This is a genomic window from Bacillus cereus group sp. MYBK95-2, assembly GCF_051915225.1.
Classification (GTDB): Bacteria; Bacillota; Bacilli; order Bacillales; family Bacillaceae_G; genus Bacillus_A; species Bacillus_A cereus.
Window position 1 is genome coordinate 322,784 of the sequence record NZ_JBQAEH010000004.1, and the last position, 14,096, is coordinate 336,879.

The window sequence follows — 14,096 nt, forward strand, 5'->3', positions numbered from 1 at the left end:
AGTGAAAGAAAAGAGGCAATCACATGACTGAACGTTTAAAAGTAATGACAATTTTCGGGACACGTCCAGAAGCAATTAAAATGGCACCTCTTGTATTAGAGTTGCAAAAACACCCAGAAAAAATTGAATCGATTGTGACTGTAACAGCACAGCATCGCCAAATGTTAGATCAAGTATTAAGTATCTTTGGAATTACGCCAGATTTCGATTTAAATATTATGAAAGACCGCCAAACTTTAATTGATGTTACAACGCGTGGTTTAGAAGGTTTGGATAAAGTAATGAAAGAAGCGAAGCCGGATATTGTACTTGTACATGGTGATACAACAACAACATTTATTGCAAGCTTAGCTGCTTTTTATAATCAAATTCCAGTAGGTCATGTTGAGGCGGGCCTTCGTACGTGGGATAAGTATTCTCCATACCCAGAAGAGATGAATCGTCAATTAACAGGTGTAATGGCGGATCTTCATTTCTCACCAACAGCAAAATCAGCAACGAACTTACAGAAGGAAAATAAAGATGAGTCACGTATTTTCATCACAGGAAATACAGCGATTGACGCGCTACAAACGACTGTAAAAGAAACATATAGTCATCCTGTACTAGAGAAACTTGGAAATGATCGTCTTGTACTTATGACAGCTCACCGCCGTGAAAACTTAGGTGAACCGATGCGTAATATGTTCCGTGCAATTAAGCGTCTTGTTGACAAACATGAAGATGTACAAGTTGTGTACCCTGTTCATATGAACCCTGTTGTTCGTGAAATAGCAAATGAAATTTTAGGTGAACATAACCGTATTCATTTAATTGAGCCGCTAGATGTAATTGATTTCCACAATGTTGCAGCTCGTTCATACTTAATGTTAACGGATTCTGGTGGTGTACAAGAAGAAGCTCCATCCCTTGGTGTACCAGTTCTTGTTCTTCGTGATACAACAGAGCGCCCTGAAGGTATTGAAGCAGGTACGCTGAAATTAGCAGGAACAGACGAAGAGACAATCTTTGGTCTTGCTGATGAGCTGTTATCAGATAAAGAAGCTCATGATAAGATGGCGAAAGCATCTAACCCTTACGGTGATGGTCGTGCATCAGAGCGTATTGTAGAAGCAATTTTACAGCACTTTAATAAGTAAATAAAAAAGGCCCAATCGAATAGATTGGGCCTTTTTGTTACGGCTGATTGCGCATAATCCACTCTGCATGAGCATTTGTAGAAGGTGGCGGATCAGTTGGTGTTTTATTTTGGTTTGTTGCTTTTTTTGTTTGTTCGTTAGAATTAGAACTTGAATTTGAATCAGGATTTGAGTTGTTTTTTGTAGTTGGGTTTTTTGCTTTTTCTCCTAATTCTTTTTCAATTTCGTTACGCACCGTTTCTACACTGATTGGATCTGGAAGGAAGTAATAAATACCGCCTATCTTTTTGTCTTCGCCTTCAAGCTTTAACGTTTGCATTGTAGAAGGATCAAATCCAGAAAGTTTATTGTAAAGAGCAAGTCCGTCTGAAATAGGAATGTCGGTTTTTATATATTTTCCAACGACAGCTGTTAAATCTTTAATTTTAAATACAGTAGAGGTGGAGTTTAGTTTATGAGCAACAGCGGCCAGTAATTGTCTTTGTCTAGCAGCTCGACCATAATCGCCATTTGGATCTTGCTTTCGCATACGGACGTAAGCAAGTGCTTCTTCACCGTTTAAGTTTTGCTGTCCTTGCTTAAATTGAATTTTTTTGTAGTAATCCACGTCAGAGCGCTCCCAGAAATCGAAGGGTACGTCAACGGTAACGCCGCCAACAGCATCAACGATACCTTTAAAGCCTTGGAAATCAATTTTCAGATAATGGTCTACAGGAACTTTTAGAAAGCCTTCGACAGTTTTGATTGCCATTTCTTCTCCGCCGTAAGCATGGGCAGCGTTAATTTTGTCTTCCTTATTTTTGCCAACAATTTTAACTCGAGAATCACGAGGAATACTCATAAGTGAAATCTTTTGCGTTTTTGGATTGACTGTTGCAAACATTAATGAGTCTGTACGACCATTTTGACCATCTGTCGCATAATCTTCTATACCCATAATGAGAATTGTAAAAGGTTCTTTTGTAATTTCTACATCTTTGTTTCTTAAATCTGATTTTTCACGAGTAAAACCACTATACATCCCCATAAGAGAAGAGTAAGAATTTAACACATAAACTCCTATGCTGCCAAATAAAAATGCGAAAATAAGGAAGAAGAAAAGTTTCCTTCTTCGCTTCTTTTTTATTCTGCTATTTTGGAGATGATAATAACGTTCTTCCATATATAATCTCCTTAGTTCGTTAGTTCATTTGTAGGGAAGTAATTCACTACATTAATCTTTGAAGGTGATAAATGGGTTATGCTTAGATAACATCTTGTTCTAAGTACAACATATCTCCTTCTGTAATTGTACATTTCCCGTTTGTTAATTCAATCATCCAATCTGTAAATGCTTGTTTGCCGTCTTCTTCTACATACGTATCAAATGTGACATTTTCTAGATAATGAATATCTTTAATGGCATATTTTGAATTGCGTAATTCATTTTCCACTTTGCCAAGTAATGTGTAATCAATCTCGGTTTGCATCACACGCATTAGTTTTCGCTGGACAACACCGACATGATTAATGCCTTCGCTTGTACACTTTCCATATGCACGAATTAATCCACCTGCACCAAGTTTAATGCCACCAAAATAGCGTGTTACAACAACAACGGTATCTTTTAGTCCACGTTTTTTAAGTACTTCCAGCATTGGTACGCCAGCTGTACCGCTAGGCTCGCCGTCATCATTTGCTTTTTGAATATGATCTTGTTCGCCAATTAAATAAGCGGAACAATTGTGTGTTGCATTCCAATGTTGTTTTTTTATTTTTTGTATAAATTCTTGAGCCTCTTCCTCAGTCGTTGCTCGACTAATATAACAAATAAATCTTGATTTTTGAATGACGATTTCGTGTTCGCCGTAGTCTTTGATTGTTAAATATTGTAATAGCACTTGTGTACGCCCCTATCTATCAAAATGACTAGTACTTTCCATTTTAAAAGCGAGCCTTTTTATATTCAAACATTTTTTCTAAATATGCTGAAGTTTTTGGTGAGTATTTTATCTTTTTGTTGTAATTTGTCGAGATGGTAGGTATAATTTCAACCGGCATTTTCATGTATGGATGCACCATTTGTAGTTTTCGTGTAAAATTAGGAAATAAAACTTTTTATAAGGCAGGTACGAAAATGAAAATAGCTATTGTTACTGATAGTACGGCATATATACCGAAGCAAATTCGTGATGAACTCAATATATATATGATTCCATTAAACGTTGTGTTTGGAACAGAATCTTATCAAGAAGAAGCTGAAATTTCAGCAGATGATTTTTATGTGAAAGTACGTGAACAAGAGGAACTTCCAAAAACTTCTCAACCAGCAATCGGAAAGTTTGTTGAGCTATATGAAGAACTAGCTAAAGATTATGATGCAGTTATTAGTATTCACCTATCAAGTGGAATTAGTGGTACATATCAAACATCAACGACAGCTGGACAGATGGTAGAGGGTATTGATGTATACACGTATGACTCTGAAATTAGTTGTGAAGTACAAGGATTTTATGTGCGTGAAGGTGCAAAGTTAGCAAGTGAAGGAAAGAACCCGAAAGAGATTATCGCTCGTTTTGATGAAATGAAGAAAACGATGGACGCCTATTTTGTAGTTGATGATTTACATCATTTACAACGTGGTGGTCGATTGAATAGCGCGCAAGCTTTCATCGGCAGTCTGTTACAAGTGAAGCCAGTTTTATATTTTAGAGATAAAATCATTATTCCGTTTGAAAAGATTCGTACACGTAAAAAAGCATTAAAACGTATCATTGAAATTTTTGATGAGCAAGCAAGTAAAGGTGTACCTATGGAAGCAGTTATCATTCATGCACAACGTGAAGAAGAAGCGAATGAATGGAAGAAAGAATTAGAAGCAAAATATCCTCACGTCACAATTCGTACAGGTTATTTTGGAGCTGTAATTGGTACGCACTTAGGTGAAGGTGCATTAGGTCTTGGATGGTATACGAAGTAATAAAGATATAAAAAGCTCTCTTTTTAAGAGGGTTTTTTTACGGGTATGTTACGTTTAGTTGACAAGTTAATATTTGGAAATGGTAAAATGTACGTAAAATAAAATAATGAGGAAAGTTTTATAACTTACTTTTTACAAGAAACTATATTATAATAGAAGAGAGGTGAAACATATGGAGCATAATTCTTGTTTATGTCCAAAGTTTGAGTCAGCTTTTACTCTGCTTAGTAAGAAGTGGACTGGCTTAATTATTAAATCTTTGCTTGAAGAGTCGAAACGTTTTAGAGAAATCGCAGATATTATCCCAAATATGAGCGATCGTATGTTGTCAGAGCGTTTAAAGGAATTGGAAAGCGAGGGCATTGTAGTTCGTAATGTCTATCCAGAAGTACCAGTTCGAATCGAGTATGGCTTAACTGACAAGGGAAAAGCGTTAGAAAGTGTTATGGATGAGGTCCAAAATTGGGCTGAGAAATGGATGAAGTAGTATTTCATTTGTATTCGTATATTTAATAAAACGTAAGGGATTCCTTACGTTTTTTCTTTGTTTATAGAAGTGAGAAAAGTATATAAATTTCTACACATACATACAAAAATATACGCATTTTGCGCTAGAGCTACATATAATATTACATTTGTTTTACAAAAACGTAACATTAGCAAAAAAAATCCCGAATTATGGTATAAATTTTATAGGTTATATACGGAAAAAGAAAAAAGAAAGCGGTGTAAAAAATAAAATGAAAAAGCTAAAAATGGCATCTTGTGCATTAGTTGCAGGATTAATGTTTTCTGGGCTAACACCAAATGTATTTGCAGAAGATAAAATTTCTGACGTGAAATCACAAATTAACACACAAAATGACACTTTACATAAACAACAACAAGAACGTGATGAATTACAAAAACAAATGAATGACTTAAACAAAACAATTCAAGGTTTAGATAAATCTGTTCAAGAGAATGCTGCAAAGCTTGATGAAACAACGAAAAAAGTTGCTGATACTGAGCAATTAATTGAAAAGAAAAATAAAGATATTGCAGAATTACAAACAAAGATTGCAAAACGTGAAGAACTATTAAGAAAGCGTTTAGTTGCACTTCAAGAACAACCAAATACGAACGTTGTAACAGAAGTTCTTGTAAACTCTAAAAACGTTGCTGATTTAGTTGATCGTTTAACTTCAGTTTCTAAAATTCTTGAGTCTGATGAAGATATCATGAAAACACAACAAGAAGACCAAGCTAGTGTGAAAAAAGATGTTGCAACGGTAAAAGAGAAACAAAAAGAATTAAAAGAAGCACAAGCTCAAATTGAAACTGCTAAGAAAGAACTTGACGCTGAAAAAGAGAAAAAAGCAACAGCGGTAAACGATTTAAGCGGTAAAATGGATACAGTTGTAACTTCAATGACAAGTACGGAAGGTCAATTGAAAGAGCTTGAGAAACAAGCACTGCAATTACAACGCATTGCAGAAGAAGAAGCACAAGCAAAAGCTGCACAAGAAGCTGCTGCTCAAAAACAAGCAGAGCAAGCTGCTAAAGCTGCGCAAGCTCAACCAGCACAAGCACCTGCAGAGCAAGCTGCACCAGCAAACAATGGTGGACAAGCTCAAAAAGAAGAACCTAAAAAAGAGGAACCAAAAAAAGAAGAGCCTAAGAAAGAAGCACCTAAACAAGAAGAGAAAAAGCCAGCTCCAACACCAGATTCAAATCCGACTCCGGGCGTAATTGGTAAGGCAAAGCAATACTTAGGTATGCCATATGTTTGGGGAAGTGCATCTCCATCAAACGGTGGTTTTGACTGTAGTGGATTCATTTCTTACATTTTTGGTGTAGGTCGTCAAGACGTTAATGGTTACTGGAATTCTGTTTCAAAAGTAAGTAGCCCGCAACCGGGAGACTTAGTATTCTTCCAAGGTACTTATAAAGCAGGTCCATCTCACATCGGTATTTACGTTGGTAATGGCCAAATGATCCATGCTAGTGATAAAGGAATTGCGTACGGTGATATTAACAGTTCGTATAACAAAAAACATTTCTTAGGATACGGTCGATTCTAGGATTTATAAAAGAATAAAACAAGTGTATAAAGTCGATAGCTTACTATTTTATAAGTAGGTTATCGGCTTTTTTGAGTTTTTACGAGATGATGAGAAAGGTTTATAGTAGTGCTGGAGGTGATTGTTGATGCTAGCGGGGAAACAGTTGCTATTAGAAGAAATTTCTTCAGATTTACAGAGGGAATTAAATGATTTGAAAAAGAAGGGAGAGGTCATATGTGTACAAGGTGTAAAAAAGAAGAATTCTAAATATATGTGCCAACGCTGCGGAAATGTAGATTGGCGGCTATTTGCGTCGTTTTTATGTAAAAGGTGCAGTAAAGTGTGCACATATTGCCGGAAGTGTATAACGATGGGGAGAGTAAGTGAATGTGCTGTACTTGTTCGCGGGATTGCTGAAAGAAAGAGAGAAAAGAATTCAAATTTGTTACAGTGGAACGGGACGTTGTCTACTGGCCAGAATTTGGCGGTGCAAGGAGTTATAGAGGCTATTAAGCAAAAAGAATCATTTTTTATTTGGGCTGTATGCGGGGCTGGGAAAACAGAGATGTTGTTTTACGGTATTAACGAAGCGCTTCAAAAAGGAGAAAGAGTTTGTATCGCAACGCCAAGAACGGAGGTTGTTTTGGAATTAGCACCGAGATTACAAGAAGTATTTCCATATATAAAGGTAGCGGCTTTATATGGAGGGAGTGTAGATAAAGAAAAAGATGCAGTACTAGTCGTTGCGACCACGCATCAATTATTACGTTATTATAGGGCGTTTCATGTCATAGTTGTAGATGAGATAGATGCTTTTCCATATTGTGCAGATCAAATGTTACAGTACGCGGTAAAACAAGCGATGAAAGAAAAAGCGGCGCGTATTTATTTAACTGCGACTCCAGATGAAACGTGGAAGCGAAAATTTAGAAAAGGTGAACAAAAAGGTGTTATTGTTTCTGGACGATATCACCGTCATCCGTTGCCAGTTCCTCTATTTTGCTGGTGCGGAAATTGGAAGAAAAGCCTCAACCGTGAAAGAATTCCTCGAGTTTTACTACAATGGTTAAAGATGTACTTAAACAAAAAGTATCCTGTTTTTTTATTCGTTCCCCATGTACGATATATAGAAGAAATAAGCTCGTTATTGAAATCATTGCATAATAAAGTTGAAGGGGTACATGCAGAAGATCCGATGAGAAAAGAGAAAGTCGCAGCGTTCAGAAAGGGAGAAATCCCATTATTAGTTACAACGACAATTTTAGAGCGAGGCGTAACGGTGAAAAATTTGCAAGTTGCAGTTTTAGGGGCGGAAGAAGAAATATTTTCAGAAAGTGCGCTCGTACAAATTGCGGGCCGAGCAGGGCGGAGCTTTGAAGCACCATATGGAGAGGTCATTTATTTTCACTATGGCAAGACAGAGGCGATGGTGCGCGCGAAAAAACATATTCAAGGTATGAATAAAAATGCGAAAGAACAAGGATTGATCGATTAATGCATTGTTTACTTTGTGATGAGTGTTTTGTAGAAAAGGTTAGTTGGTACACTTTTTTTGTAAAGTGTCATAGAAAATATATATGTGATAGATGTGAGCAGAAACTTTCCTATATTATAGGAGAAATTTGCATGGAGTGCGGGCGACCTTTAGAATTTGTTCCTGCCTCATTTCAAGAAGACGGTATTTGTATAGATTGTATAAGGTGGATGAAAGAGGAGAAGTATCGTTCTTTTAAAAACCGTTCGTTATATATGTATGATGATGAGATGAAAGAAATAGTAGCGCAGTTTAAGTTTCGGGGGGATGCAGAGTTAGTGCACATTTTTTATCGTCCTTTTCGAAGTTTATTTCAAAAGTGTTTTGCCAATGTTTCAACTGTTATCGCTGTTCCGCTTAGTAAGGAAAGGGAAATTGAACGTGGTTTTAATCAAGCTGAGTTATTAGCAACTTGTTTGCCTGTCAAAATTTCTTATCCATCATTAAGAAGAAGGGAAACAGAAAAGCAAAGTAAGAAGACACGTAAAGAAAGGGTGTCAGGAAGCAATCCTTTTTATTTTCAGGGAGAAGAGATGTTTTCTGGGCAACATATTTTACTCGTTGATGACGTGTATACGACAGGGATTACAGTTAGGCAAATCGGAAGTTTGTTATATGAAAGAGGGGCAAGGGAAGTATCTAGTTTGACACTTTGTAGAAGTTAATATGACAGTGTCGAAAGGGATAATAAAAAGGCGATAAGTCTTCTTTGACTTCATATGTTGTCATTCGTTATAGTCAAAATATGGGGCGAATGCCCTGATTTTTAGAGTGAAGGGAATGGAATGAACATGCAAGGAAGAGTGAAATGGTTCAATGCAGAAAAGGGATTTGGGTTTATTGAGCGTGAAGATGGTGACGATGTATTTGTCCATTTTTCTGCTATTCAACAAGATGGGTATAAGTCATTGGAAGAAGGGCAACAAGTAGAGTTTGACATTGTAGATGGAGCACGTGGACCACAAGCAGCTAATGTTGTGAAACTGTAGGGTATATTGTTTTGGGAAGAGAAAGCTGCGTTTGTGGCAACGTTATATATATGTAGTAGAACCTCTTGTTTTTCGCAAGGGGTTTTTGTTATAGGGTAAGTTGTCAAAAAGTTGTTTCTTTTCTGTAACGAATTGTCCACAGAAATATTCGTTATTCACGATGTTAATAGGATAAAATAAAGATAGGAACGATGCATCTTTTCATTTCAACAAAAAACGATAAAAAAATCGCAATTCCACTAATTTTTTTAAAAAAGTTAGAAGGAGTTTTTAAGCCAATGTCGAAATTATAGTACATAGGCTTGAAAGGAGGAATTCATCTATGAAATTCAACATTCGTGGTGAAAATATTGAAGTAACTCCAGCATTAAAGGAATATGTAGAGAAAAAACTAAGTAAGTTAGAGCGTTATTTTGATACATTCCCAGAGATTAAAGTTAATTTAAAAGTATACTCTGACAAGCAACGTGTCGAGGTAACAATCCCATTTACTGATTTATTACTTCGTGCAGAAGAAACTAATAGCGATATGTACGCTGCTATCGATTTAGTAGTTGATAAAATTGAGCGACAAATTCGTAAACATAAAACAAAAGTAAATCGTAAGTTACGTGAGAAAGGTTCTATAAAAACGAACTTTATCCTTCCGGAAGCAGTAGCTGTTTTGGATGAGGTAGAAGAAGATGAATTAGAACTTGTACGTACAAAACGATTCGATTTAAAACCGATGGACGTTGAAGAGGCAATCCTACAAATGGATATGCTAGGACATAATTTCTTCGTCTTCACAAATGCTGATACAAACGAAACTAATGTTGTATATGGCCGTAAAGATGGGAAATACGGTTTAATCGAAACTAAATAATAATTCGAAAGCGTAGCCGAAATGGCTGCGCTTTTTTTGTATTTTTCGTAGCAAGGTTAAAAAGTTTTATAAGTAGTCGATTTCATTAAGAAGTGATTTTTAGGCGGTGTTTCCTCAAAACAGCAGGAGAAAATTCGAAACTTAGAGAGGTGAGTTACTCTTTATTATTTGGAACAAGCATAGGAATGTAGCTACCTTTACAAGTAATTCTTTGCTAGGGATATAGTATTGTTTTTAAAAATTTAACGAAATGTTCGCAAGTGTAAAAGTAATATTAAATATTCTGAAATCCATTGAAGTTGTGTTGAGGTGTTGTTATCGTAATATTGCATTATATTGATTTTATTCATTCAGTGGAAAAATAAAATCAATATAATGCTACAAATTATCGGAGGTGCTTTTAGTGAGCATTAAGAAAAAAAGTCGTTTTATGTTTGGATCTGTTTTATCGTTAGGTATTTTAGCTAGTACTTTTGCTTTAACCGAACCTGCTAAGGCTGATACAAAGGATGATCATGTAGAATTTACCTTTAGACTTTGGAATGCATATGATTTTACTAATGCACGTCCTAAAGAGACACCTACTTCTATGTATATGCGTGTAAAGAGTAGTGAGAAGGGCGGTGGTTCTTTTAACGTTTGGACAGAAGCTGATAAAAATAAAGGTAAAGGTAATAGAGATTGGGTAAATGTTTCAGGTGAGTCGGGTAAGCATGAAGGAACGGTGAAACCAGGTAAAACGTATCTTTTCCAAAATTACGCATATGAAAACTATGGAAAAAATGTACCTGTGAGATTTGGTGGTTATTCTAGAGAAAATAATGCTTATCCTACTGCTTGGAGTCCTGATAGTGTAAGACCAAGTGGACCTTACACTGAATATTGATTTAGACATTATAAATTGAAATTATTTATTGTGTAGTACTAGAAAAAGTCGTATAGTTCCGAGTCTTGATTATACGGCTTTTCCTGCTATTTCATTTTTAAAATAGGAGGAGCTGTAATGAGGTTTCTTTCAAAATATATTTTAGTTTGTTTTTTTATATTGAGTATTAGTTTCTTAGTTTCTTGTCAAAAGAAAGTAGATGAACCGATTGTAAATATTGAAGATACTTTAACGGAAAAAGATAATTTGAAAAGTATTCAGTTACAAGAAATTAAGAAAAATACTATTGTTGAACAAGTGTTTTTGAAAAGTGAAAATGGTGATGATTTCTTTCAAGGTCAAATAGAAAGAAATGATAGCTTAATAGAGGATAAGCTTTCAAATGAAAAATTAAAGTCAGGAGTTATACCAGAAAATTATTATGTTTTTTTAACGGGTGTGACGAATAAGAAAAAACCAACGTATCTTTTGGGACGGATTGAACAAATTGATGGAAAAATAATTCAGTGGAAACAAGAAGTTAAGAGTGTAAAAAGAAAAGGTACAAATGATGTTTATCAGTATGAAGTTGAGTTTCCTAAATTTGAAGGAGAGAGAGCAAATGTTTCTTTTCGTTACATTTGGTTAAATAAAGAAAATAAATGTTATGGTGTTGCGGATCAACTGTTCATATTAAAAAAGATTTAAATTTCATTAATGGTTTATGGAGGAGTTGTAGATGAGTTACTTTTTAGGAAGGGTTTTAAAAGGTAGGATGTTTTGGTTGTCTGTATTTATTATGTTAGTAATTGTCATTGCTCAATATATTGCTATGTTTGTGACAACTAAAGGATTTAATGATGCTGGGATTATAAAGGTATCTCCATATTTATCTAACATTTTACATTTTAATAGATTACCATTTTATAGTGAATTTTATCTACTTATATTTCCTATGATTTCTGCAATGGCTGTAGCTGGGATTTATAGAATTGATAAAAATTACGGATTTATTTATCCTGTCATTTCTAAGATGGGAACGCGTCATTATTTTAGATTACTTTATTGTATTAATTTTATAGTATCTTTTTTTATTATAAGTGTCCCTTTACTATTTCATTTTTATTTATATGCGATGACTTATCCGACAGTTGCTCCGCATCCGATATTAAATTATATGGCGGCTACTGTTTCACCAACAGCTCAATTTAATACGGTTTATTATGAGTATCCTACTTTATATTTTCTAATGTATGTATTTTTAAATAGTTTATACGGTGCAGTTTTTTCGAGTTTAGCTTTATCAGTTTCGTTTTTTATAAAACGAGTTTATTTTGTTTATTTAGTTCCATTTATTTTACATATTTTTTGGCTTGGTATTGGAAAAGGGATTCTCAATTCTAAAGATTATTTAATTAAAGATTTTGGCTTTTTTGAATTACAAATTTTTCTTAGTGTACTGTTATGTATTTGGTTTTGTTCTGTAGTTCTTTATTTACGGGGGAGTAGGAAGCATGTTCTTTTATAATGTTATGAAAGAAACTATAAGGATGAAATATGTTTGGTTAAGTATTCTCTTTTTACTTAATGTCAGTATCATTGGTTGTTTGTTCAATTATTTTGAAACCGGAATTATAAAAGAGAAAATGAACGAATTGGAAGTTTTGTATAAGGTTATGTCGTTTTATAATTTATCGACTATATTTATTCCTTTAACTATCGTTTTTTCTGTATATTCTATGTCGAATTTTTTTAGTATTTATGTTGTTTACAGAGTGAATAATGCATTGAAATTAGTTTCCATATATTATTTGAAGCTATTTGTTTTTGTTTACTTTTTTGCTGGGAGTATGATTTTACAGTTGTTTTTGATGTCAAATATGATGGCTGTAACTAGTGTTGATGTAAATTATCCATTATTATTTTGCATTCAATTATTTGCGAGTGTTTTTATATGTATGATAAGTGCTTTATTGCAATTATTTTTACCTAGTTTACTTGTAATAATATGTATGATTACTGCTGTTTTATTAGATAGATTTATATTACATGGATTTTTATTTACAAATGCTTTTTATATAAATGTCTTTGAAGATGCTACTGGTATATGTATACGCTTATTTGTCTGTCTTTTTATCTTTTTTATAAGTGTATGGATTTTATCTAAAAAAAGTTATATTTCTATGAATGATGAGACAGAGGTGATCTAGTTTACATTATGATCTTATATTATTTGTTAAAAAGAGATTTACATGTAAGGTTTCGAGATTCCATCAAGATAATGGCTTTTTTATTCTTAATTTATGCTATTATTGCAATTGCTTTTTTATACAATCAGCCTCTTAGTAATGGTAAAGAATCTGTATTAGTAGATGTTACCTTTTATCGATTTTTTCATGGAGTAGACTTTGTGGATTTATCTTATTTTTATAAGGAGGGGCGATTTTCTATCCCTTTTTATTGGATATTCTTTCAAATCACTCCTTTGTTGCTTGTAGGCAATTTTGCTTTTTCAGATATTCAACAGAATGGTGTTTATTTATTTCCTCGTGTTAAGAAGAAGCATTTTCTGTGGTTAACGAAAATGCTATCTTTGTTTTTTTACATAGTTTGTATTTGGGTTGTTATGTATTTTATTTGGTTTACGGTGTACTATTTGCTTACTTTTGGCGAGAGTTCTTTATATAGTCAATTTTCTTATAAAATATTAGGTACTATGCTAATTCAAATAATTATAAGTTTTTTATTAGCTTTGATTTTTGAGTTTTTAACTTTTTATATACCGATAACTATTGTTTTTGTACTAATGTTGTTGTACCTATTTTTGTCTATTTTCTTTCATAGTATTTATTTTTTAGGCTCTTTTGTTATGCCAAATCGTTGGTATTTTGTTGATCACAGTTCAATTCAATTGACTTTAGGTAATAATCAATCTATTCAATGGAATGATTTAATCCTAATAGGGGTAGTAATTGTTGTTGTAATGATTTTATTAGGTAGTTTTTGTTTTAAAAAACTAGATGTGATAGGTGAATAATTTATGGACAATTATATTAAATGTGAATGTATGATGAAAAGATTAAAAGGAAATGTTGTGTTAGATAATATTAATTTGTCAGTAAAAAAAGGCGAATTTTTAGTTTTGAAGGGGCATAATGGCTCTGGTAAAACGATGATTTTACGCGCTATCTCAGGGTTAATGCGTTTGAATTCTGGAGTTGTTTATATAGATAATGAAATAATTGGAAAACAAAAGCAATTTCCTGATTCTATGGGAATAGTGATTGAATATCCAAGTTTTATTCCAGGGTATACTGGTTTTCAGAACTTGAAATTTTTATCATCGATTAACAATAAAATCTCCGATGAGGAGATTTATAATATTATTCAAAGGGTTGGGCTTGATAAAACAGATAAGAGAAAGTATAAAAGATACTCTTTAGGTATGAAACAACGTTTAGGGATAGCGCAAGCTTTAATGGAACAACCCAAATTACTGTTATTAGACGAGCCAACTAATGCTTTAGATAGTGATGGGATAAAAGATGTTTTAGATATTTTGAAAGTAGAAAAAGCCAAGGGAACGACTATTGTTGTAGCCAGTCATGATTTGCATGTTCTAGATAATGAAATGGTAGATCGTATTGTACATGTTAATAATGGAAAGTTGGTAGATTAAGAGTGACGAGAAAACATATCT

Annotated in this window: 16 protein-coding genes; 14 read left to right on the plus strand and 2 right to left on the minus strand. The window is 33.9% G+C overall.

What is annotated here, in order from left to right:
* Positions 1 to 23: 23 nt before the first annotated feature.
* The gene (gene wecB / locus ACTFN4_RS16155) at positions 24 to 1,139 is read left to right on the plus strand and encodes a non-hydrolyzing UDP-N-acetylglucosamine 2-epimerase (RefSeq protein WP_000140145.1); all 1,116 of its coding nucleotides are present in this window, start codon (positions 24 to 26) and stop codon (positions 1,137 to 1,139) included.
* A 37-nt stretch (positions 1,140 to 1,176) separates the two neighbouring features.
* Here the strand turns inward: wecB and ACTFN4_RS16160 are convergent, their stop codons facing one another.
* Together ACTFN4_RS16160 and ACTFN4_RS16165 are read right to left on the minus strand one after the other, a co-directional pair.
* Positions 1,177 to 2,301: an LCP family protein gene (locus ACTFN4_RS16160; protein ID WP_000392796.1), complete on the minus strand. Its 1,125-nt coding sequence runs from the start codon at positions 2,299 to 2,301 to the stop codon at positions 1,177 to 1,179.
* A gap of 82 nt (positions 2,302 to 2,383) precedes the next feature.
* Entirely contained in the window at positions 2,384 to 3,019 is a 636-nt protein-coding gene (locus tag ACTFN4_RS16165; RefSeq protein WP_000926669.1) for a YigZ family protein, read from the minus strand.
* Positions 3,020 to 3,255: 236 nt separating this feature from the next.
* Between ACTFN4_RS16165 and ACTFN4_RS16170 the strand changes: the two genes are divergently transcribed.
* From ACTFN4_RS16170 to ACTFN4_RS16230, 13 genes are all read left to right on the plus strand, one after another.
* Complete coding sequence (locus tag ACTFN4_RS16170) at positions 3,256 to 4,098, plus strand: DegV family protein (RefSeq protein ID WP_000684725.1); 843 nt, start codon at positions 3,256 to 3,258, stop codon at positions 4,096 to 4,098.
* A gap of 172 nt (positions 4,099 to 4,270) precedes the next feature.
* A complete protein-coding gene (locus tag ACTFN4_RS16175) occupies positions 4,271 to 4,585 on the plus strand; it encodes a winged helix-turn-helix transcriptional regulator (RefSeq protein ID WP_000400857.1) in 315 nt (104 codons plus the stop codon).
* 148 nt (positions 4,586 to 4,733) lie between these two features.
* Positions 4,734 to 6,161, plus strand: a complete 1,428-nt coding sequence (locus tag ACTFN4_RS16180; RefSeq protein ID WP_139019801.1) for a C40 family peptidase — start codon at positions 4,734 to 4,736, stop codon at positions 6,159 to 6,161.
* A gap of 127 nt (positions 6,162 to 6,288) precedes the next feature.
* The gene (gene comFA / locus ACTFN4_RS16185; protein WP_439962536.1) at positions 6,289 to 7,638 is read left to right on the plus strand and encodes an ATP-dependent helicase ComFA; all 1,350 of its coding nucleotides are present in this window, start codon (positions 6,289 to 6,291) and stop codon (positions 7,636 to 7,638) included.
* A complete protein-coding gene (locus ACTFN4_RS16190) occupies positions 7,638 to 8,342 on the plus strand; it encodes a ComF family protein (RefSeq protein WP_013142274.1) in 705 nt (234 codons plus the stop codon). The genes comFA and ACTFN4_RS16190 overlap by 1 nt, the downstream gene beginning before the upstream one ends.
* A gap of 126 nt (positions 8,343 to 8,468) precedes the next feature.
* Entirely contained in the window at positions 8,469 to 8,666 is a 198-nt protein-coding gene (gene cspC / locus ACTFN4_RS16195) for a cold shock protein CspC (RefSeq protein ID WP_001990088.1), read from the plus strand.
* A gap of 322 nt (positions 8,667 to 8,988) precedes the next feature.
* Complete coding sequence (hpf, locus tag ACTFN4_RS16200; RefSeq protein WP_000671185.1) at positions 8,989 to 9,531, plus strand: ribosome hibernation-promoting factor, HPF/YfiA family; 543 nt, start codon at positions 8,989 to 8,991, stop codon at positions 9,529 to 9,531.
* Positions 9,532 to 9,934: 403 nt separating this feature from the next.
* A complete protein-coding gene (locus tag ACTFN4_RS16205) occupies positions 9,935 to 10,417 on the plus strand; it encodes a hypothetical protein (RefSeq protein ID WP_000023374.1) in 483 nt (160 codons plus the stop codon).
* Positions 10,418 to 10,534: 117 nt separating this feature from the next.
* On the plus strand, positions 10,535 to 11,104 hold the full coding sequence (locus tag ACTFN4_RS16210) for a hypothetical protein (RefSeq protein ID WP_439962537.1): 570 nt from the start codon (positions 10,535 to 10,537) through the stop codon (positions 11,102 to 11,104).
* 31 nt (positions 11,105 to 11,135) lie between these two features.
* Positions 11,136 to 11,924 (plus strand): hypothetical protein, encoded by a 789-nt coding sequence (locus ACTFN4_RS16215; RefSeq protein ID WP_439962538.1) that lies wholly within the window; start codon positions 11,136 to 11,138, stop codon positions 11,922 to 11,924.
* Positions 11,911 to 12,606, plus strand: a complete 696-nt coding sequence (locus tag ACTFN4_RS16220) for a hypothetical protein (RefSeq protein ID WP_000466505.1) — start codon at positions 11,911 to 11,913, stop codon at positions 12,604 to 12,606. The genes ACTFN4_RS16215 and ACTFN4_RS16220 overlap by 14 nt, the downstream gene beginning before the upstream one ends.
* A 71-nt stretch (positions 12,607 to 12,677) precedes the next feature.
* Complete coding sequence (locus ACTFN4_RS16225; RefSeq protein WP_002184054.1) at positions 12,678 to 13,433, plus strand: hypothetical protein; 756 nt, start codon at positions 12,678 to 12,680, stop codon at positions 13,431 to 13,433.
* A gap of 3 nt (positions 13,434 to 13,436) precedes the next feature.
* A complete protein-coding gene (locus ACTFN4_RS16230) occupies positions 13,437 to 14,075 on the plus strand; it encodes an ATP-binding cassette domain-containing protein (protein WP_439962539.1) in 639 nt (212 codons plus the stop codon).
* Positions 14,076 to 14,096 lie beyond the last annotated feature (21 nt).